Source organism: Streptococcus dentiloxodontae, from assembly GCF_053206925.1.
Map to the genome: position 1 here is coordinate 170801 of NZ_JBRUHR010000001.1, position 19615 is coordinate 190415.

Consider the following 19615-nt stretch of genomic DNA (forward strand, 5'->3'; position numbering starts at 1 on the left):
CTATCCCACTCTCTTTTTACTTCGCTAATAATAGCAGAATACTGAGTTGAAACTTGAGTATCATTTTATCAGCTCATAAATAGCTTCCGCATATATTGCAGCTGCACGGTAGAGGTCTTCAATATCCACAAATTCATTAGCTTGATGCATCGTATTGGTATACCCCGGGAACATTGCACCAAAAGCCACACCTCGTTTTAGAAGACGGCCAAAAGTACCCCCTCCAATAATTTGTTCTTCCCCCTTAACCCCTGTATGACGCTCATAAACATCAAGCAAAGTGGTCACCAAAGGATCTTCGGCCGGAACATAGTGCGGAACATGTCCTTTAGCATCAACGGTCACTTTCTTGACTCCGCTAAGTTTCTCTAATTCAGCCTTGATTAGTTCTGGATTAGTTCCCTTAGGATAACGGAAATTAAGAGCAATCTGATTATCGGAAGCACCGTTTTTAAAATCAAAAATACCAGCATTCATCGTTAATTCGCCCATTTTAACGTCCCTGCAGCTCACACCAAGTTTTTCTCCATAAAAGTCCTTATGAAGCGTTTGTGCAGCAACATCAACAAAAGCCTTAGCATCATCGGCAAGCTTCAAATCACTCAAGAAGACCGCTAAATAGGTAGCGCCATTAACACCAGCAAAAGGAGTCATTCCGTGAGCCGATTTACCAACCAAGCTAACCTGTACCTGATCATTAATTTCTTCTACAGTGCCTTGAAGGCCATTTTCAGCAGCAAAGGTTTTCATTTTTGAGGATAATTGGCTGGCGCTGACAGACCCTGAGAGCAGAGCTGTCGCAGATTCAGGAACCATATTGGTTCGCAAGCCGCCAACGAAACGTTCAAGTACTACAGCACCGCTATTTTCACCGCCAAAACGAAGATACTCTGTGATATTTCCTTTTTCTCCATTGATAATGGGAAATTCCGCATCAGGAGCAAAGCCAAAATCAGGTTCAGGCAAGCCAACATGTTCAAAATAATAATCCATATCAGCCCAGCCAGATTCCTCATCGGTACCAATCACAAAACGGACCTTTTTAGAGACTGGCAAATTAAGTTCCTTAATAATTTTTAGGGCATAGTAAGCTGCTATAGTTGGCCCTTTATCGTCTGAAGAGCCCCGCGCATAAAGTTTGTCATCTTTAATGACAGGTTCATAAGGATTAGTATCCCAACCAGAACCTGCAGGCACCACATCCAGATGCGCAAAAATTCCAAGAACTTCTTCGCCCTGCCCAAATTCAAAATGACCTGCATAATTATCAACATTGGTTGTTTTATAGCCATCACGCTCAGCCATCGTCAAAAAATGCTCCAAAGCCTTAACTGGACCTGGCCCAAAGGGGTGTCTTGCATCTGCCTGGCTGTCATCACGCTCAGAATTAATCCGAATTAAACTGAATAAGTCTTCTAAAAAATCCTCTTGACGTTTATCAATTTCAGCACGGTAATCAATAATCATAAATACCTCCTAAATATATTGTAGTATCGTAATACTTAATTCTTTTTAAGAATTTCATTTAGCTTTCCTTATTCTATCAAAAAGTCTCCAATCTTAACAGTCTGGACTGAGATATAACCAAACTTGATACTATTTTAAAAATCTGCTGCAGCTAGATTCGTAACTGAATCACTTCAAAAGACAATAATTTCCCTTCAAGCCAGCGCTCTAAATCAACCGTTCCTGAGTTTAGACTGGTAAACATCTTCTTTTGTGCTATAATAAAGCTATCAAAAATTGGAGGATGACACATGCCATTTGTGAAAATTGATTTATTTGAAGGGCGTACAGAGGAACAAAAGATTGAACTTGCCCGTGAAGTGACTGAGGTTGTTTCACGTATTGCCAAAGCTCCCAAAGAAGCTATCCATGTTTTTATTAACGATATGCCGGAAGGAACTTATTACCCTCACGGCGAAATGAAGAAAAAATCATAAGAAAAAAGCCTTTTCAAATTTTGGAAAGGACTTTTTGTTTATGATAATCAACATACGTTCTTAACAGTTAAATAATAGTTGGTAATTCTTCATCATCTTTGAAGTCTTCAACTTTATCTTCGTTCGGAAAGGGCTTTTGAAGATGTCCCAAAATAAAGCGAGAAATCGGGCCAACGATAAGAAAATTCAAAGGCAGAGCAACAATAAAATTAGTCAGCCAAGCTTGACCATAGGCTTTCCAAGAAAGACCTGAAAAACCAAGATTATAAAGCAAGCCATAAAGTGACATAACTGTTACCATTCCAAGAACCATGCAGCCTGATATACCAATAATTTTCACCCAACGCTTCTCATGATGCGGTGTTTTCATGATGATCGAGATGGCGATACTCTTAGCAATTGGTCCTACGATTACGACATCAAGAATAAATGCAACAATAAAACCTGGTAGATAGCCAGCTGCTAGGTGGCCCCAAGAAAAGTGCCCTGTTGCAATTAGATTCCAAATACTCATTCCAAGCACCATCATTCCGCACATAAGACAAGTAAAAATAATAGCTTCTTTAAAGTTACGAGGCATTATAAAACTCCATTTCTAAATTAAAATAAGGACGTAAGTCCTTATTCCTTACCTAGTCTAACATAAAAGAATTATCTTCGTAAGCACTTTTAAAAAGAAAACGTTTTATTTCTATAAAATTTCTTCCATCGAAGTATAAACAGGCGACATTCCTAGACGCTTATAAAAACGTACTGCACCGACATTGTCATTCCATACATGGAGAGTTAAATTATAGGCACCAATTTCTTTGGCATATGATTTAGCAAATTCATAGAGCTTTTCACCAATTTTTTGTCCGCGCGAAGCCTCATCCACACACAAATCATCAATAAAAAGCGTCTTATGCTGTACTTGAGTAGTTGACTTTTCAGGAGTTTCTTGAATAACAGTAAAAAGATGGCCCACTATTTTATCATTATCATCAACATAAACAAATACTGGAGTCTTGCGGTCTTGAAAAATCTTTTTTAACTCTTCGTCTGTAAATTTACTGCCTTTAGCTTGAAACAGGTCAGGGCGAGCTTCGTGATGAACTAGAAGAATTTGAGCCAATAGTTTTTGAACAGCAGGAATATCTGCCAGTTCTGCTGAACGAATGGTAGCCATATATACATTCCTTTCCCTACAAAAAAACGACCCTAAGGCCATTTTACAAATTTATACTTCTTACGCTTAAGTGCGGTCAAAATTATCCACTGGATAATCTTCTTTGCTTATTAAATTTCTAACAAAGAAGAAAAAGTATCCAACAGATTATTTCCCAAGTTTTGCTTTAGCTGCATCGGCAAGAGCTGTGAAAGCTGCTGCATCATTGACTGCTAAGTCAGCAAGCATTTTACGATTCACTTCAATTTCAGCCAACTTCAAACCATGCATTAATTGTGAGTAAGAAAGTCCATTCAAACGAGCTGCCGCATTGATACGAGTAATCCATAGTTTACGGAAGTCACGTTTTTTCTGACGACGATCACGGTAAGCATAGTAGTATGAATTCATTACTTGTTCTTTTGCTGTACGGAACAAGATATGCTTAGCGCCATAATAACCTTTAGCTAATTTAAGTACACGTTTACGACGTTTGCGTGAAACAACGCCACCTTTAACACGAGCCATTTATAAATCCTCCGATAATTTCTTTTTATTCTTTTACAGCTACTCTTATTTCAAGCGAGTAAGCATTGATTTAATACGTTTGAAATCTCCTGAATGCACCATTGATGCTTTACGAAGATGACGACGTTGTTTCTTAGTTTTTCCGTGGAAACGGTGAGAGGTAAAAGCGCGGAAGCGTTTTAATCCACCTGAACCTGTACGTTTAAAACGTTTAGCTGATGCACGGTGTGTTTTTTGTTTTGGCATTTTAAAAATTCTCCTCTTAAATAATATTAACTATGACAATTATTTCTTGTCAGTAATTGGCGCCAACTGCATGAACATTTGACGGCCATCCATCTTAGCTCTTTGTTCAATAATTGCAATATCTTGCGTCGCTTCAGCAAAATCAGCTAAAACTTTGGCACCAATTTCTTTGTGGGTAATCATACGCCCTTTAAAGCGAATAGAAACCTTGACCTTATTGCCTTTTTCAAGAAATTTACGGCCATTGCGAAGTTTAGTCTCAAAGTCTCCTTTATCAATAACGGGACTGAGGCGAACTTCCTTGATAGTTACAACGCTTTGCTTTTTACGCTGTTCTTTTTGTTTCTTTTGGTATTCAAATTTAAATTTACCATAATCCATAATTTTAGCAACAGGCGGTGTTGCTTGCGGCTGGATCAAAACAAGATCAACATTAGCATCATCAGCAACTGCTTGCGCCTCTGCTAATGGTTTAATTCCTAATTGCTCACCATCAAGGCCAACTAGACGAACTTCACGGACACGAATTTCATCATTGATAAATAGATCTTTTTTAGCGATAATCTTCACCCTCTCTATTTTTTAGAGAAAAACGAAAGCGGACCTGTCAAACCAAGCCCGCACTACAATAATATTCCATCTTATGAAACTTGACATGTAGAGCCAGACAACGTTAGTCGCAAGGCGAGAAGTTCTCACTTCTGCTTTTCTCATTATTACAAGTATAACATGGGAACTATTTACTGTCAATGATTTTCTTTGCTTTTTCTGAAATAAAGGAAACTACCCCATCAATATCAATACCAGTCGTATCAAAAACAATAGCATCTTCTGCTGGTTTTAAAGGCGACACCTCCCGGTGGCTGTCCTTATAATCACGCTCTGCTATTTCTTTTTTCAAGGTTTCCAAATCAGTTGGAATACCCTTTTCTTGATTTTCCTTAAAACGACGCTCTGCTCTTTCTTCAACGGAAGCAATCAAGAAAATTTTAAGCTCGGCATTCGGTAAAACAACTGTTCCGATATCACGACCATCCATAATAATAGCACCGCCTTCAGCAATACGCTGCTGCTGAGCAACTAACTCCCTGCGCACCTCAGGAATAGCCGACACCCAAGAAACGTTATTAGTCACATCATTTTGACGAATAGCTAAGCTGATATCTTTACCACCAACAACGACTGTCTGCGTTCCATCTTTAGCCTTTCCAAAGCTAATAGGATTTTCAGCTAAAACTTTGAGAATGGCAGGTACATCTTGATCAGTTAAGCCATTTTGAAGTGCCAAATAAGCAGCTGAGCGGTACATAGCACCTGTATCAAGATAAGTATAGCCAAGATTCTTAGCTATAATCTTGGCTACTGTACTTTTACCGCTTGACGCTGGACCGTCAATTGCGATTTTAATTGATTTCATGATTCCCCTTTATTTTCTAACTAATGTAAACCTCATCACCTGGGTTGGCATACCAGTATCCCATAGTCATATGATCAGGATTGAGTGCCTCTAATTGCTCAACTGAAATGCCTGCACGCGCTGCAATAGAAGCGGCTCCTTCACCCGATTGAACAGTTATTGTTTGGCCATTGCCGCTTGAAGACGAACTTGTTGAGGACGACTCATTAGTTGAATTGCTTGAAGCTTCCTCTGACGAACTGGCAGATCCTGCTGAACTAGCAGCTGTTGAGCTTTCCACAGATGATGTTGATGATGAATAAAAGCCAGAAGATGAATCTGAAGTTGCTGTATCATTTCCACCAAGATTAGAAGTATAAAATACAAAGAAAAGAATCGCAACAACAATGATAAAGAAAAGCCCCAAAAGGATAGTCAAAAAGGATGTGTCTAAAATCCCTGCAAAGCCTGAACTTCTCCGGCGTGCACGATTTCTAACAGGTCTGCGATTGACTTTCTCATTCTCCTCTTCATCGGCTAAATCAGCGTCAGTATCCGCTGAGACTTCCTCAGCGTCAATAACTTCAACTTCATCAATTTCTTCTTCAGATACTTTATCTTCCCATGGGTTCTTACTCATGATGTTCTCCTTGTAAAATAAGTTAATGCATATTAAAATGATATTATGAAAATATCAATTATACCAGAAAAATGTATTGCCTGCGGACTTTGTCAGACCTATTCACCACTGTTTGACTACGACGATGAGGGAATCGTTCGATTCAGCCAGTCTGACCAGCTCAGTGTAGAAATTCCAGATTCAGCGGATGCTACTTTAGCTGCAAAATCATGTCCAACAAAAGCTATTGTTTGTGATTAAAAAAGCTTTTTGATAATTTCTTTGACTCTTCATAAAAAGCAAAATAATCAAACCGTACCATATGATCTGTCAATTCTACTTCACCTTTAAAGTCTTTATGAACAGCTAATGCGTCTAAAAAATATTTTTTAGGCCATTTTCGCATGTAAAACTGCCTCCGAGAATCATCCTTAGAGATTAGCAAAAGTCCAGTTTTGGTAACTTCTACCCTCTTGATATCTGCAATTTGCACTTTCCGCGGCTTAAAAATATTAAGTGATATGATTTTTAAAATACCATCATCTTCAATCACAAAATAACGGTGAAGACCTAGGCAAAAAAGAATCGCAAACAGACTAAAGAGCGCAAGCACATGTATGGGAACATCATATCGTTCAAATATCATAGCTGCTCCGATAAAAATTGGAATAATTGCTATTGACCAATAAATGATAAGCCAAGATAATTCTGGCTGCCAATGGTAGCGGTACTTGCCAAAAATTTTAATCATCTCAGCACCTCCAACTCTTTTATTTTATCATAATTTTAAAAATTCGCAAAGTATAACTCTAAGATTGGCTGACAATTCCTAAAATCACGTCGACAGCTTTTTCCATGGTTTGCAGGCTAACATATTCAAAACGGCCATGCATGTTTTCTCCGCCAGCAAATAGATTTGGAGTCGGAATGCCCATAAAAGAAATTTTCGACCCATCTGTTCCGCCTCTAATAGGTTCGATAATAGGCTTGATATCAAGCTTTTCCATAACTTCTTTAGCTAGTTTTATGGGGGTCATATCGTTCTCAATGATCTGCCGCATATTATAGTATTGGTCATGCAGGTCAAGTAATACTCTCTCACTTCCTAATCTTTGATTCATCTGAGCAGCAATTTTTTGAAAATTAGCTTTGCGATTTTCAAAAGCATCAGAATCAAAATCACGAATAATATAGGCGCTGTGAGCTTCTTCAACGGTTCCCTGCAACTGAAGAAGGTGATTGAACCCTTCATATCCCTCAGTTAATTCAGGACGTTCCTCAGCAGGAAGCTGATTGTGAAAGTCTACTGCTAATTGCAGAGCGTTAATCATCTGTCCTTTCGCTGTCCCAGGATGGACATTGCGACCTAAAAAGGTTAGATTTGCGGCTGCAGCTGAGAAAGTTTCGTACTGGAGCTCACCCAAAGGACCACCATCAACAGTATAGGCAAAATCAACATCAAAGTCTTCAACATCAAATTTATCAGCACCAATGCCAATTTCTTCATCAGGTCCAAAACCAACGCGAATCTCGCAATGTTTTATGTCAGGATTAGCTTGTAAGTAAGCAAGTGCTGTTATAATCTCAGCAATACCGGATTTATCATCTGCCCCAAGAAGTGTCTGTCCATCTGTTGTGATTAAGGTCTGTCCCAAATAATTTTTGAGATTCGGAAAATCATTCGGACTTAAACGAAAGCCAGAATCTCCAAGAGTGATTTCTCCGCCATCATAAGCCTCAATAACCTGAGGATTGATTCCCTCAGCATTAAAGTCAGCTGTATCCATATGTGAGATAAAGCCAATTTTCCGAGTTAGATTAGAGTCATTAGCTGCCAAGGTGGCTACTAGGTAGCCATTTTCGGTCAGATAATGAATGTTGCTCAACCCTAATTCTTCTAGTTCTGGTTTTAGAATATTAAGCGCAAAATCAATCTGGCTCTGGGTTGTCGGAGTACTAGTACTTCTATCGTTACTGCGGGTATTAATCTTAACGTAACGTATAAAGCGCTCCAGCAAGTTTTCGTAAGTCATTTTAGCTCCTTTTACTGCTCCTGTTAAATTCCTTTTTATTATAGCAAAAAACCTACCATTACTGGTAAGTTTTTTAATATTAGTATATGTCACCTTTATTAACTGTAGGTACTGTAATATTGGAGAATGCCAGCTACAATTCCGTTTGCTAGTTTTTCCTGATAAGCTGCATTTGAGATATTATTAGCTTCTGTAGCGTTGGACAGATAGCCAAGCTCCAAGAGGACTGCCGGTGCTGTTGTCTCACGAAGAACCGCAAAAGTATTGCGTTTTACACCATTATTTTTGCCACCCGTAACAGAGACTACATTGGACTGAATAGCGCTAGCAAGCGTTGAACTCATATCCAGACGAGTTGCATTGTTATGATAAGTTCCATTTATAGATGGCTGATATTCCGAATAATACTGATAATAGTAAGTCTCAATACCATATGCTGCTGAACTGCTTGAGGCATTAAAATGAAGAGAGATAAATATATCAGATTCTGAGGCGTTAGCTTTTCTTGAACGCTCTAAAAGATCAACATAAGCATCGCTAGTTCTAGTAGTTATAACAGTATAACCAGCTGCCTCTAATTTCGACTTAAGCCGATTTTGCATAGCCAAAGAAAGATTTTTTTCCTGAAGACCATAATAAGAAGCACCTGGATCTGAACCGCCGTGGCCTGCATCTAAGTAAATTACCTTATTAAAGACATCATAATTTCCTTGAGAAGCCGAACCTGATTTTTTAGCTTGGAGACTATACTGACCTAGGTTATAACCTATTTTATTGCCATCTACTGTATCTACATAGGCGTGGATTGTGTAATTGCCTTTGATGTAGTTATGGTAGCGTTCATTTACCGTTATAATAACCTGCCCATCGGAGATATTTGATGAGGTATACCAATGAATGTTAGACTGATCAGCATTGGACCAAGCTGCCAAACTGACTGATTTGAGACGTGCTGAAGTATCAGTTTCTGAAATCAAAACAGTTACCAAGCCTTTTGACTCATCGTGACTAATGACAGAGACCTCTGGTTTAGTTGGCGTTACTGGATTGGTCACTGTAAAACCGTCTGTACCTGCTAAACCGATTGTTGCATTATTTTGCAATTCACTATTGCCATATACATGTGCAAGATAGTTCCCTGTCTTGAAATCATGGTTTTTCAAGTTGATAGTTGCTGTCCAAGTCGTTGAATCAGTCTTAGTGGCACTATACCATTTGATATCGTCCTGGTCATTTTCTGTATTCCAAGCAGGAACAGAGACACTAGATATATAGTACGGAACATCCGAAACCATCACTTGATATTGATAATCATTAAGTTTACTGATTGCTGTTTTCACAGACGGCTGTGCAATTGAAATCGTTGTAGTATTTAAACCTTTCATACCACCGGATTCTGATAGATAAGTGTGAATATGATAGGTTCCATAACCTTTATGATCAGAATATGGTACCACTGCACTACCGTCGCTTGAAGCATTGTACCACTTGATATCGTCTTGATCATTTTCTGCCGACCAAACCGCAAAGCGAACCTTTGTGTAGTCAACAACTGTATTTGATTCCAGCTGAACTTTAATGCCTTTTTCAGTCAAATCGGCTTTGGTAACATTACTATCGGCAGGCTTTGTAATTTTGTAGGTCCCAAGATTGGTTCCAGTCGCTGAACCGTCTGAATAACCGACGTAAACATGGACTGTATAATTGCCAGAAACATCACCATGATCAACAATAGAGACCTGTTGAGATGCCGAATTATTGCGAATCGCTGGGAAATACCATTTTAAATCATCCTGACCGTTTTCTTCTGACCAGACTGCAATGGAAACAGATTGTACAGTTTTAGTATCACCGCTGCCATCAACAGTGATAGTGAATGTTTTAGAATTTTCCGCATAATCTGTTAAGTTGATAACCGCATTAGCACGTGTATCAACATTATCAAAACCAGAAGCCGCCAATCCAATAAGTGTTCCTGTAATAGCTGATTTTCCATATACATGAGCCGTGTAATGGCCCCAATCAGATTTATGATTGCTGGTTAATACATCAACTGTATAAGTTCCATCAGCCTGTTTGCTGGCTTGATACCACTTGATATCGTCTTGATCGTTTTTATCAGACCAAACTGGTACTTGAACATCAGTAATCGAATCATCAACCCCAGAAATAGAAACAGTAAAGTTACCATTACTGTTTTTAGTGGCTGCTACTGTTACTTTGGGTACTGCAACTGTTACAGTTTGAGCATTCCTGCCTATCATTTGCCCTGATACACTCGAATAGGTATGAACATTATAAATACCGTACTCCTTATGTTTAGAAAGGTCAATATAAGCTGCGCCTGCCTCATCCGCACGATACCAAACCAAATCGTCCTGATCGCGATTTTGAGTCCAAACCGCAAAATAAATCGTTTCATTTTGAGCAATAGTATTATTGTACCGCAATGTCATTGTCTTACCAACAACTGTCGCTGTCGTTACTTCTGCTGCCTCTGATTCTTCAGTAACAGGTTCTTTGACTGCATTTTCAGCTGCAGAAGTTGCTGCGACATCAGCTTTTGTTGCTGCTTCTGAACTGGCAGAAGTCACTGGCTTGTTCATTTCTGAGCTGTCAGCTTGATTCTGACTGGCTACTGTTACAACAGATTCAATTTCAGAATTAGATTTTTGAGCAGCTTCTGAGGTGTTTGCAACAGCATCTGAAACTGCTGTCTCTTTTTCTTCTTTTGTTGCGGTCACTTCATCTGAATTTACTGATGTTTCAGAAGTCTCCTGTTCTTTTTCTGAAACAGAAACAATAGCAGAGCTGTCAGCCGTATTTACGCTATTTTCATCAGCTAAAACATCTCCCGAACAAACAGTCAAAAGAAAGCCTGCTAAAGCAACTCCGCAAAGACCGTAAGCCTTGTTTTTCTTAAAGCCAAAAATATATTTGGTTGACATAAACCATACCTTTCCTAAATAAGGGAAATCATAATCCCAATTCCTTCACCTAGCTGTGTTCAAGTACTAGGTGATAATCAAACTCGTCATAGATTCTACTAAATCAAAATCTCCAATAAATATGAGTTATCAAGAAACCGTGTCCCACTCATAAAGCTTATAAGTATCAATAAGATTGATTAATTTGCTTGCATAGCCTGGATCAGTTGCATAACCTGCTTCATGAAGCTTTTGAGCAGCTACTTTATAGTTGCGTTCTCCTACAAACTGGCTGTAATTAGAACGGCGCCATGCTGTTTCTGTAAAGAATTTCGCATGATCCAGAACGCTTTCATTCCACGAATTGTATTTGCGGAAAGCAGCATTAACCGTTACATACTGACCATTGACATACTCCTGTGTTGGAACGGTTACCGTTTCTCCCCTCCAATCGCTTGATGCTTTAATGCCGAAAAGATTATTATTAGGTGCTGCAGATAAAGTTGATTTTCCCCATCCACTTTCTAAAATAGCTTGCGCTGCTGTGATAGATGGTAAGACACCATACTGCAGACTGGCTACTGCACCATCATAAATAGCTGCTAAGAAGCTGTTATTAATTTTGCCAGCTTGTGAACTTGAAATCGTCTTTGAAGTCTTAGTTTCTTTCCCAGATTCGTCATAATAATGCCACAACAGGTCACTATCTGAATAAACCCAAGTATTAGCATAATAAAAATCATAATTTCCTAAATCATAACCTGCTTTACTTCCGTCCGAAAGGGTCAGATAAACATGAACCGTATAATTTCCATTAAGATTACTATGGTTTTTTCGATCAACGACAACATCAGTTGTTCCGTCTGCGTCTGCTTCTACGGTGTACCAGTGAATATTAGACTGATTGGCTTCTGACCAAGCTGCTACTTGTATTGATTTAATGCCTAATGATGTATTGGTTTCAGTGGCTGTAACCTTAAGCCAGCCTTCGCCTCCTTTATGCTCAGTAACTGATACATTCGGGCGTGTCGGAGTCACTTTATCGGTAAGCGTAAAACTGCTTGTCCCTAGACCAACAGTTGATCCACCCGATAAAGTTGAATTACCATAAATATGGACACTGTAAGTTCCTGTTTCAAAATTATGATTTTTCAGTGAAATATCCGCTGTCCAAGTAGTAGCATCTTTTTGTTTAGCTTGATACCATCTGATATCATCTTGATCATTTTTATCAGACCAAACTGGTACGCTAATAGATGTCATATAATAGGGCACATTTGAAACAGTCACCTGATAAGTATAATTATCAACTTTAGATACACTGGCGCTTGCAGAAGGATTTGCAATCGTCATCGTCGCTGCATTTAAGCCTTTCATGCCACTTTTTTGTGACAAATAGGTATGAATATTATAGGTGCCATAGCCTGTGTGGTCTGAGTACGGTACTGTTACTGTGCCATCACTGGCTGCCGAATACCATCTGAGGTCGTCTTGATCCCCTATTTCTGACCAAACAGCAAATCTAACCTTATCGTAATCAGTAACGGTGTTTGATACCAATTGCAGGTGTATACCAGACTCTGTTAGAGTTGCTGTAGTTATATTTGAATCCGCAGGTTTAGTGATTTTATAAGTACCAAGATTAGTTCCTTTAGTTGTACCGTCTGTATAAGTCGTATAAACGTGCACGGTATAATTGCCAGAAACATCTCCATGATTAAGAATAGAAATAGGCTGTGAAGCTGAGTTGCCGTTAATGGCAGGTGTATACCACTTGAGATCGTCCTGACCATTTTCTTCAGACCAAACAGCAATATTGACCGATGAAAGAGTTTTACTGCTGTCAGCTCCATTAATATTGACCGTAAAGTTTTTGGAATTCTCTGAATAACCTGAGATAGAAACTGTCGCTTCTTTAGTTTCATTATCAAATCCAGAAGTTGCTAAGAGCCCTACTGTACCGCCTGTGATAGCCGATTGTCCATAAATATGAGCAGAATAATGTCCCTTGTCAGACTTATGATTACTGGTATTAATGTCTACGGTATAGGTTCCATCTGGCTGCTTAGCTGCTGCATACCATTTGATATCATCTTGATCATTCTTATCAGACCAGACAGGTACCGAAATTGAAGTAATAGAGTCATCTGCACCTGAGATGGTCATTTTGTAATTTCCTGTCGAAATTTTATCAAATTTGACTGATAGTTCAGGCTGAGCAACCGTTATCGTACTAGCATCACGTCCAACCATTCTTCCGTTAATATTAGAATACGTATGGATATTATAAGTCCCGTATTCTTTATGCCTAGACAAATCAATATAGGCAGCTCCTGTGACATCTGCTTGATACCAAACTAAATCGTCTTGATCTCTATTTTGCGTCCAAACTGCAAAATAGACTTGTTCATCAGCTGAAGTATCACGATTATACTGAAGTATCAGCGTTTTACCTGCAACTGTTGCAGAAGTCGTCTCACTGGTTTGACTCTCTTCGATAGCTGAAGAACGACTTGTTTGCAAACGGCTAGCGGCCTCTTCACTAACAGTGGCTTCTTCAATTTCATTTTCTTCTGACGAAGTCGTTAATCCAGCAGTTTGGTTATTGCTGTTCGACTGATTTACAGTTAACTGAGTGCTAGTCTGTTCGGAAACAGCATTTGTTTCAACTGTTTCTGAAGTAAGTGTCTGACTGTCAGAAGCTGAAACGGCTGTGCTGGCACTCCCTGAAGTTTCGTCTGATGTGGTTGCAGCAGAATTTTCTGCACTTTGAAAATCTTCCGCTGTTACCTCTGTCACAGAACTGGGGTTATCATTTACATCAGAAGCATCCTGTACGTTTACCAAAGCACTTTCTTCTTTTGAACTGTCTACAGTTTCATCAGCCGAAACTTGCGCTGCATTTGCTGCAAGAAAGAAACTTGCCAAGGCAACACTGCAGAGACCGTACGTTTTTGATTTTTTTAAGGTGTATTTTTCTTTAATAGCCATAATATCACTATATCAAAATTTTAATATTCTATCAAGTTTTCAGATAGTTTTTAACTATAATGTCATGTTGTCAAAAAAACGCAAAAATTAGTGGGAGTCTGCTGAACATTGCAAGCAAAAAGAGGGTGGGCAAAAAGTCCAACCTCTTCAATTAGAATTCACTTTAACATCTTAAGGCAGTGGGTTGGAACTCAAAACGTCCAGTGAACGTGAGGTAGCCAAGTGGCTTTAGCTAACCTAGAGTTTCCCCTGCATAGTTCACCAGGCACTTCAGTGCCATCAACCACTCTATTGAATGGCAATTTCGTTCGCGTTTATGCTCTTGACCTGATCTAATTTGATGTCCAATTTCACTTGACTTTATTCTGCCAGTTGAAAAAGTTACCGAATTTTTTGAAACTGTTCGGGTGAATTAAAACTTGCGAAGCAAGTATCAAAAACAGTCTATCCCTAGACTGTTTCAGATCAGTAAGTAAAATAACATTTTACTGATGAACTCTTTTGTTAGTTGCTGAATTCTTTCCTACTCCTTTAATTCGTTTTAACAAAGCCAAATTTCGACAATGGATAGAGCCTAAAAGAGACAACTCCCTTAATCTGACTGCCACTTATTAAACCAAATTCTCGACTGTCTTTAGTATTTCTGCGATTGTCATTTAAAATCAGATACTGTCCTTTCTTAATGCTAGTTTGATTAGAATTAGTCAGTGTTGCAATTGTAAAATCATCTGTAAAAACAGATCCAGCCTGAACTGAACTCAGATACTTTTCTTTTTCTGCCTCAATGTAGGGTTCATCTACCACTTCATTGTCAACATAAAGAATATCATCCATAAAGGTCACGGTCTGTCCTTGACTGGCAATAACACGTCCAACATAATCTTCACCATCAACAGTATAAACAACAAAGTCTTTATAAGTAGGCTCCACATTTTTGTTAAAGGTGACATAGTCACCGCTGTGCAAATAAGAATTGGCTTGGCTATCTGTAATTCTATGGGTTGAAAAAACAAAAATACGCAGCAATAAAATAATAACAATAATCAGCGCTGCTAAAATAATATTTCGAATCAAATCTCTTTTGACCATAATAACTCCAATTAACTTTTGTAGAAAAATTATATCATAAACTAAATTAGAAAAAAAGGAGCTTTTACTGCAATCTTACCATTTTATAACGGTCAGACAGCCTTTGTTTTAAGCTTTCTTTAGGTTTTTAAAAAATCTGAAACAAATATTCGAACTTGATAACACTAAGTAACAATCTTGTAACTCCGATAAATAGCCAATCTAAATCAAATATTTTACTTACGATTTTTGCGATTTCTAAGCCAGATGCGCAAACAATCATAAATCATCATGATGACAAACCAAGCCAAAACCAAAATCGTATTGCGCTCATTATTCCCAGAATGATCAAAAAAAGATAACAGTAAAAAGATGATGATAATCGTAATAAGGTTATTAATCAGGGCAGAGCGATAGTTATTCCTCATGTAAAAACTCCATCATATTGACATCGTCTGGCACCAAAGTCAAGTATTTTTCTGCTATCTGGCGGGCACGCGCATGATAGCCAAATTCACGCAGAATGTAAGCATAGTCTTCTAAAAACTCAGGATTATCTGCCAAATCTAAAGACAAGTCCTCATAGAGTTTAAAAGCTTTCTCTTCGTCTTCCACAGCTTTATATGCCTTGGCGATATTCCACTTAGCCAATAAAGAATCAACTTCAAATTTACTAAGCGCTGCTGCTTCGTCATAGCGTCCCTCTTCCAGATAGATATTGCTCAGCCGCAAAACAATGTCATCTTCATCTTCTGCCAATGGCAGAGCCAATTTAAGATAATGTTCTGCTGAAGCTGTATCATGACTTTCATAAGAAAGCTGGGAGGCCAATAATAGAAGTTGACTGTCAAATTCATTCTTTGAAAGCCCTTGCTGAACTAATGTCAATGCTTCTTTTAGTTTATGTTCTGCATGTAAAGAGAGGGCATAGACATACTCATAACCCTCAAAATCCGGATTCATAGCATCCAGCTGTTTAAAATAAATATTGGCCTTTTGATATTCCTCTTGGTCAAACAAGATGACTGCCAATTCAAAAACAGCAGAATCTTCATATTCAATCTCAACTGCCTTTTCCAAAAATTCAACAGCTGCTTCAAATTTCCCAAGGCTGGCATAAGCTTTCCCAATACGTTCGTATGTTGAAACACCAGTTAGTTCTAGGAACTCGCGATTATCTAACTGTGCGTAATAACGAATAGCCTCATCAAAATTACCCAATTCAAATTCCAGTTCTGCCAGTCCGAAAATCACCAGAGGTTCGTCAGAAAGCTGATTTGCCTGTAATAATTTATCACGCGCCACATCTGTCAGTCCCTCCATTTGATAAAGATCAGCCATAACCATGAGAGCAGACAGATAGTCCTTTGAATCCTCAGCGACAGCATCCAGATAGAGGAAGGCCTTATCACTGTCACCGTCTTCTGCCGCAATTTGCGCCAGATTGATATTAACCTCTGGAAAATCGCTGCGCAAATGTTCATAAACTGTCTTTGCTTGAGGTAAAAAGCCAATAGATTCAAGATAGTCAGCTAGTTCAAGCAAAACCTCTGAAGGATCTTCTGACAAGGCTCTGTCTAAATATTTTTGTGCATGCGCTAAGTCTTGATTACTAATAGAAGCAATCATCTTTTCACTATTCAGCATTTTTCATTTTTTCCTTTACATCTTTTGTATCGTCCTGATAAAACTTACTGACTGAACGGTACCATTCAAAAATTTCTTTGACAACAACTTTGATTGAAGCATAGATGGGAATGCCTAGAAAAACTCCCCAGACTCCGTAAAGAGATCCGGCCGTCAAAAGAATGAACATAATGGTAATTGGGTGAATGCTCAGCTTATTTCCAATAACAACAGGCGTTACAAAACGTCCTTCAATAGTCTGCTCAATAGCAAATATAGCCAAAACCTTGATTAGCATGATTGGCCCTTGAACCAGAGCCATAATAACAACAGGTATCATAGCCACAAAACTTCCCAAATAAGGAACCATATTAAGAATACCTGCTATAATACCAAAAGTCACCCCGTAACGCAGGCCAGCTAAGCTAAACATAATGGAAAACATAACACCGACAATGAAGGCGACTGTTACTTGACCTTGTACATAGCCTTGCAGTTGGTCGTTGATGTCTCCTAACATACGAACAATAGGCTGACGCATACGGGTTGGCAGTACCTTAACGAAGCCATTTTTCATTTTTTGACTGTCACGAAGCAGATAAAAAAGAATAAAAGGCGACAAAATGACAGCAATAGTCACACGGGCAATGGTTCCAGCAAAATTCCCCGCCCAGCTCAGTGCTGACTGAGAAAAAGTCTCAGCATAATCAACTGCTTTATTTGAAAAATCAGTCAAATAACTTTCCAACTGTCCTCTGTAATTTGAAAGAAAAGGCAAGTCAAGCCAGCGTTCTGCCTGATTATTAGCTCTTTGAATATAAGAAGGCAAGTGTTTCACCAAAATAATCAGCTGCTCTTGCAGACTTGGTATTAAGCTGGAAATCCCCCAAACCAAAAGCAAGGCTAAAATACCATAAACAACAGAAATTGCAGCTACTCGTTTGAGTCCTAATTTTTCTAGGCCCAAAACCAAGGGCTTAATAAGATAATAAAGCAGCATAGAAATGACCAGTGGCAGCATAATGATGTATATGAACTGCACAACCGGTTCAAAAATAGGCATAATCTTAGTAAAAACTAAAATGGTCAAAAAGACCAAAAGAGAAATTAGAACTACTATTACGGCTTGATTGTTGAGAATCCACTTGTAAAACCAAGTATTTGAAATTTTTTGATCTTGCTGTCGTTTCATTTATTCTCCTTATTTTTATCATAGAAAGTTACCGATTTATCAATTAATTGTTGGTGTTGGTTATAAATAAATTTAGCTGAGAAAAAAGGACTGTCTTCCAAAATCCATTTGAAGATTTCATAATCACCTTCCCAAGTAGGCTTTGAAAGAACCTGATTGTAGGGAACCCACTCCAGAGTCCCTTCTCGAGACTCTTCGTCAGAAATCAATTCACCTTCAAATCCTGTTACCTTAAAAACATAAGTGTACCAATCATGACCCGGTGTAAAGTCAGGAAAAGTAATGATCCCCTTGAAATCCATATCTGTCACCTTTAAATGGGTCTCTTCAAAAATTTCACGACGGGCACATTCATCTGGGGTTTCCCCTGCCTCTAGCTTTCCTCCAACGGAAATCCACTTGCCTTTGTGAACATCATTTGCTTTTTTATTGCGGTGAAGCAGCAAAAGTTCCTTACCATTATCAATATAACAAATAGTTGCTAGTTTAGTCATAGGTGTTCCTTTTTAGGCTTTTCTCCTATTATACCAAAACTTGTGCTATAATTTGCATATTGACTATAAGGAGACAGATAATGAGCTATAAACTATTTTTGGGAACTTATACTAAGCGCTGTGCCAAAGGTATCTACAGTGCTGACTTTGATCAGACAACAGGTCAAATAAGCAATCTAAACTTAGAAAAAAGTGTCTCTTCTCCCACCTATTTGACTCAAGCAGGGGACGATTGGTATTCTGTTTTCGCAGAAAATGGCAAAGCTGGTGTTCAAAAATTGACAGGAACAGATAAAACTCTTGAAGCTGGCCCGCAAGCTTGTCATATTTCAGCTGACGCAGACAATCAATACCTCTTTACCGCCAATTATCATACTGGACTTATTCATATTTACTCTTTTAATGAGAGACTGAAACTCATTGACACTATTACACACAATGAAACTACAAGTCTTCCTGAGCAACCAAAGGCTCACCCGCATTTTGCCGGACTGACACCTGATAAACTCCTTGTAACTTGTGATTTGGGAACTGACAGGTTAGAAACGTATACGCTTGACTCCCATGGAAAGGCTCAGGCCCTTCGCTCCTATCAAACCGCTCATGGTTCTGGTCCTCGCCATATTCTTTTTCATCCCTATCATAAATTAGCCTATTTGGTCTGTGAATTATCTTCTGAGGTTCAGGTTCTTATCTATGATGGATATGGACAATTTGAGCCTTATCAGTCCTTATCAACTCTTCCCCAAAATAAAAGTTGCGATAATGCCAGCGCAGCTATCCAGATGACTAGAGATGGGAGGTTCCTCTACGTCTCAAATAGAGGACATAACTCCATTGCCTGCTATGCTATTGGCCTAGATGGCTATTTAAAACTATTGGACATTATACCCAGTCACGGTCAAATCCCTCGAGATATGACACTAAGTCCAGATGACAGCTATCTCTTGGTAGGCAATCAAGAATCGGATAATATCAGCATTTTTAAACGCTTGAATGACGGGAAGCTGCAGTTATTATCCGCTGATTTTCAAGTTCCAGAACCCACTTGTCTGGTTTTTGAGCAATAAACTTTACCTACTGCATTTAAGATGGTTTAATAATATCAAATAAAAAACGAAAAGAGGCATATTATGAACCCACAAGAACTCTTCAATCAAGTAAAAGAATTGGTTGAAAAGAAAGATTTCGCAACAGCACAGAAATTTGTTGAAGATAATAAAGATAATCTAGGAGAATACCTAGAACAAGCTAAGACACTTGTTGCAGGAGCAGGCGGAGTTAACGGGATCCTTGATACTGTTAAAGGACTGTTTGGCAAATAGCATATAACGATTTTAAAAACCACTCAAATGAGTGGTTTTTTGTAATTAATAGAAATACACTAAATCAGTTATCCGCTCTA

Annotated in this window: 21 protein-coding genes and 1 other annotated feature; of the genes, 4 read left to right on the forward strand and 17 right to left on the reverse strand. The window is 38.6% G+C overall.

From position 1 onward, the window contains the following. Positions 1 to 60: 60 nt before the first annotated feature. On the reverse strand, positions 61 to 1467 hold the full coding sequence (gene pepV / locus ACVRZ8_RS00775; RefSeq protein ID WP_447447410.1) for a dipeptidase PepV: 1407 nt from the start codon (positions 1465 to 1467) through the stop codon (positions 61 to 63). Positions 1468 to 1757: 290 nt separating this feature from the next. Between pepV and ACVRZ8_RS00780 the strand changes: the two genes are divergently transcribed. Beyond that, positions 1758 to 1943, forward strand: a complete 186-nt coding sequence (locus tag ACVRZ8_RS00780) for a 4-oxalocrotonate tautomerase (RefSeq protein WP_447447411.1) — start codon at positions 1758 to 1760, stop codon at positions 1941 to 1943. Between the two features lie 67 nt (positions 1944 to 2010). On the opposite strand, the gene ACVRZ8_RS00785 is transcribed toward ACVRZ8_RS00780, so the two are convergent. From ACVRZ8_RS00785 to ACVRZ8_RS00815, 7 genes are all read right to left on the reverse strand, one after another. Then, positions 2011 to 2523 (reverse strand): DUF2798 domain-containing protein, encoded by a 513-nt coding sequence (locus ACVRZ8_RS00785; RefSeq protein ID WP_447447412.1) that lies wholly within the window; start codon positions 2521 to 2523, stop codon positions 2011 to 2013. Positions 2524 to 2634: 111 nt separating this feature from the next. Next, a complete protein-coding gene (locus tag ACVRZ8_RS00790; RefSeq protein WP_447447414.1) occupies positions 2635 to 3111 on the reverse strand; it encodes a GNAT family N-acetyltransferase in 477 nt (158 codons plus the stop codon). Between the two features lie 147 nt (positions 3112 to 3258). Further along, the gene (gene rplT / locus ACVRZ8_RS00795; protein WP_002885090.1) at positions 3259 to 3618 is read right to left on the reverse strand and encodes a 50S ribosomal protein L20; all 360 of its coding nucleotides are present in this window, start codon (positions 3616 to 3618) and stop codon (positions 3259 to 3261) included. 45 nt (positions 3619 to 3663) lie between these two features. After that, positions 3664 to 3864: a 50S ribosomal protein L35 gene (rpmI, locus tag ACVRZ8_RS00800; protein ID WP_205017493.1), complete on the reverse strand. Its 201-nt coding sequence runs from the start codon at positions 3862 to 3864 to the stop codon at positions 3664 to 3666. Between the two features lie 39 nt (positions 3865 to 3903). Continuing rightward, positions 3904 to 4434 (reverse strand): translation initiation factor IF-3, encoded by a 531-nt coding sequence (gene infC, locus ACVRZ8_RS00805; protein WP_447447418.1) that lies wholly within the window; start codon positions 4432 to 4434, stop codon positions 3904 to 3906. A gap of 14 nt (positions 4435 to 4448) precedes the next feature. Further along, positions 4449 to 4577 (reverse strand) — a sequence feature (ribosomal protein L20 leader region). 23 nt (positions 4578 to 4600) lie between these two features. Beyond that, on the reverse strand, positions 4601 to 5281 hold the full coding sequence (cmk, locus tag ACVRZ8_RS00810) for a (d)CMP kinase (RefSeq protein ID WP_447447420.1): 681 nt from the start codon (positions 5279 to 5281) through the stop codon (positions 4601 to 4603). A 16-nt stretch (positions 5282 to 5297) separates the two neighbouring features. Beyond that, a complete protein-coding gene (locus tag ACVRZ8_RS00815; protein ID WP_447447422.1) occupies positions 5298 to 5900 on the reverse strand; it encodes an SAG1386/EF1546 family surface-associated protein in 603 nt (200 codons plus the stop codon). Positions 5901 to 5945: 45 nt separating this feature from the next. On the opposite strand from ACVRZ8_RS00815, the gene ACVRZ8_RS00820 reads away from it, so the two are divergent. Continuing rightward, positions 5946 to 6140, forward strand: coding sequence for a ferredoxin (locus ACVRZ8_RS00820; protein ID WP_447447424.1), 195 nt, complete (start codon positions 5946 to 5948; stop codon positions 6138 to 6140). Here ACVRZ8_RS00820 and ACVRZ8_RS00825 read toward each other — a convergent pair. The 9 genes from ACVRZ8_RS00825 to ACVRZ8_RS00865 form a co-directional block, all read right to left on the reverse strand. After that, complete coding sequence (locus ACVRZ8_RS00825; RefSeq protein WP_447447425.1) at positions 6124 to 6630, reverse strand: EbsA family protein; 507 nt, start codon at positions 6628 to 6630, stop codon at positions 6124 to 6126. The two genes, ACVRZ8_RS00820 and ACVRZ8_RS00825, sit on opposite strands and share 17 nt — an antisense overlap. 58 nt (positions 6631 to 6688) lie before the next feature. Further along, complete coding sequence (gene pepT / locus ACVRZ8_RS00830; RefSeq protein WP_447447427.1) at positions 6689 to 7912, reverse strand: peptidase T; 1224 nt, start codon at positions 7910 to 7912, stop codon at positions 6689 to 6691. Positions 7913 to 8010: 98 nt separating this feature from the next. After that, positions 8011 to 10860 (reverse strand): GBS Bsp-like repeat-containing protein, encoded by a 2850-nt coding sequence (locus ACVRZ8_RS00835; RefSeq protein ID WP_447447428.1) that lies wholly within the window; start codon positions 10858 to 10860, stop codon positions 8011 to 8013. Positions 10861 to 10989: 129 nt separating this feature from the next. Next, positions 10990 to 13830 carry a GBS Bsp-like repeat-containing protein gene (locus ACVRZ8_RS00840; RefSeq protein WP_447447429.1) on the reverse strand — a complete coding sequence of 947 codons (2841 nt, stop codon included), beginning with the start codon at positions 13828 to 13830 and terminating at the stop codon, positions 10990 to 10992. Positions 13831 to 14361: 531 nt separating this feature from the next. Then, positions 14362 to 14919: a signal peptidase I gene (gene lepB / locus ACVRZ8_RS00845; protein ID WP_447447430.1), complete on the reverse strand. Its 558-nt coding sequence runs from the start codon at positions 14917 to 14919 to the stop codon at positions 14362 to 14364. 215 nt (positions 14920 to 15134) lie between these two features. Next, complete coding sequence (locus tag ACVRZ8_RS00850) at positions 15135 to 15326, reverse strand: sec-independent periplasmic protein translocation protein TatC (RefSeq protein WP_447447431.1); 192 nt, start codon at positions 15324 to 15326, stop codon at positions 15135 to 15137. Further along, positions 15316 to 16545 (reverse strand): tetratricopeptide repeat protein, encoded by a 1230-nt coding sequence (locus ACVRZ8_RS00855; RefSeq protein ID WP_447447432.1) that lies wholly within the window; start codon positions 16543 to 16545, stop codon positions 15316 to 15318. The genes ACVRZ8_RS00850 and ACVRZ8_RS00855 overlap by 11 nt, the downstream gene beginning before the upstream one ends. Beyond that, positions 16535 to 17716, reverse strand: coding sequence for an AI-2E family transporter (locus ACVRZ8_RS00860; protein ID WP_447447433.1), 1182 nt, complete (start codon positions 17714 to 17716; stop codon positions 16535 to 16537). The genes ACVRZ8_RS00855 and ACVRZ8_RS00860 overlap by 11 nt, the downstream gene beginning before the upstream one ends. Then, positions 17713 to 18210: an NUDIX hydrolase gene (locus tag ACVRZ8_RS00865; protein WP_447447434.1), complete on the reverse strand. Its 498-nt coding sequence runs from the start codon at positions 18208 to 18210 to the stop codon at positions 17713 to 17715. Before ACVRZ8_RS00865 ends, ACVRZ8_RS00860 begins: the two co-directional genes overlap by 4 nt. An 80-nt stretch (positions 18211 to 18290) precedes the next feature. Between ACVRZ8_RS00865 and ACVRZ8_RS00870 the strand changes: the two genes are divergently transcribed. Then, complete coding sequence (locus ACVRZ8_RS00870) at positions 18291 to 19280, forward strand: lactonase family protein (protein ID WP_447447435.1); 990 nt, start codon at positions 18291 to 18293, stop codon at positions 19278 to 19280. 63 nt (positions 19281 to 19343) lie between these two features. Further along, positions 19344 to 19535 carry a hypothetical protein gene (locus tag ACVRZ8_RS00875; protein ID WP_447447436.1) on the forward strand — a complete coding sequence of 64 codons (192 nt, stop codon included), beginning with the start codon at positions 19344 to 19346 and terminating at the stop codon, positions 19533 to 19535. The last annotated feature ends 80 nt before the right edge of the window (positions 19536 to 19615 follow it).

What these genes read in the sequence shown, in the direction of transcription:
- pepV (WP_447447410.1), bottom strand. Translation starts at nt 1,467, where the DNA reads ATGATTATTGATTACCGTGCTGAAATTGATAAACGTCAAGAGGATTTT.
- ACVRZ8_RS00780 (WP_447447411.1), top strand. Translation starts at nt 1,758, where the DNA reads ATGCCATTTGTGAAAATTGATTTATTTGAAGGGCGTACAGAGGAACAA.
- ACVRZ8_RS00785 (WP_447447412.1), bottom strand. Translation starts at nt 2,523, where the DNA reads ATGCCTCGTAACTTTAAAGAAGCTATTATTTTTACTTGTCTTATGTGC.
- ACVRZ8_RS00790 (WP_447447414.1), bottom strand. Translation starts at nt 3,111, where the DNA reads ATGGCTACCATTCGTTCAGCAGAACTGGCAGATATTCCTGCTGTTCAA.
- rplT (WP_002885090.1), bottom strand. Translation starts at nt 3,618, where the DNA reads ATGGCTCGTGTTAAAGGTGGCGTTGTTTCACGCAAACGTCGTAAACGT.
- rpmI (WP_205017493.1), bottom strand. Translation starts at nt 3,864, where the DNA reads ATGCCAAAACAAAAAACACACCGTGCATCAGCTAAACGTTTTAAACGT.
- cmk (WP_447447420.1), bottom strand. Translation starts at nt 5,281, where the DNA reads ATGAAATCAATTAAAATCGCAATTGACGGTCCAGCGTCAAGCGGTAAA.
- ACVRZ8_RS00815 (WP_447447422.1), bottom strand. Translation starts at nt 5,900, where the DNA reads ATGAGTAAGAACCCATGGGAAGATAAAGTATCTGAAGAAGAAATTGAT.
- ACVRZ8_RS00820 (WP_447447424.1), top strand. Translation starts at nt 5,946, where the DNA reads ATGAAAATATCAATTATACCAGAAAAATGTATTGCCTGCGGACTTTGT.
- ACVRZ8_RS00825 (WP_447447425.1), bottom strand. Translation starts at nt 6,630, where the DNA reads ATGATTAAAATTTTTGGCAAGTACCGCTACCATTGGCAGCCAGAATTA.
- pepT (WP_447447427.1), bottom strand. Translation starts at nt 7,912, where the DNA reads ATGACTTACGAAAACTTGCTGGAGCGCTTTATACGTTACGTTAAGATT.
- ACVRZ8_RS00835 (WP_447447428.1), bottom strand. Translation starts at nt 10,860, where the DNA reads ATGTCAACCAAATATATTTTTGGCTTTAAGAAAAACAAGGCTTACGGT.
- ACVRZ8_RS00840 (WP_447447429.1), bottom strand. Translation starts at nt 13,830, where the DNA reads ATGGCTATTAAAGAAAAATACACCTTAAAAAAATCAAAAACGTACGGT.
- lepB (WP_447447430.1), bottom strand. Translation starts at nt 14,919, where the DNA reads ATGGTCAAAAGAGATTTGATTCGAAATATTATTTTAGCAGCGCTGATT.
- ACVRZ8_RS00850 (WP_447447431.1), bottom strand. Translation starts at nt 15,326, where the DNA reads ATGAGGAATAACTATCGCTCTGCCCTGATTAATAACCTTATTACGATT.
- ACVRZ8_RS00855 (WP_447447432.1), bottom strand. Translation starts at nt 16,545, where the DNA reads ATGCTGAATAGTGAAAAGATGATTGCTTCTATTAGTAATCAAGACTTA.
- ACVRZ8_RS00860 (WP_447447433.1), bottom strand. Translation starts at nt 17,716, where the DNA reads ATGAAACGACAGCAAGATCAAAAAATTTCAAATACTTGGTTTTACAAG.
- ACVRZ8_RS00865 (WP_447447434.1), bottom strand. Translation starts at nt 18,210, where the DNA reads ATGACTAAACTAGCAACTATTTGTTATATTGATAATGGTAAGGAACTT.
- ACVRZ8_RS00870 (WP_447447435.1), top strand. Translation starts at nt 18,291, where the DNA reads ATGAGCTATAAACTATTTTTGGGAACTTATACTAAGCGCTGTGCCAAA.
- ACVRZ8_RS00875 (WP_447447436.1), top strand. Translation starts at nt 19,344, where the DNA reads ATGAACCCACAAGAACTCTTCAATCAAGTAAAAGAATTGGTTGAAAAG.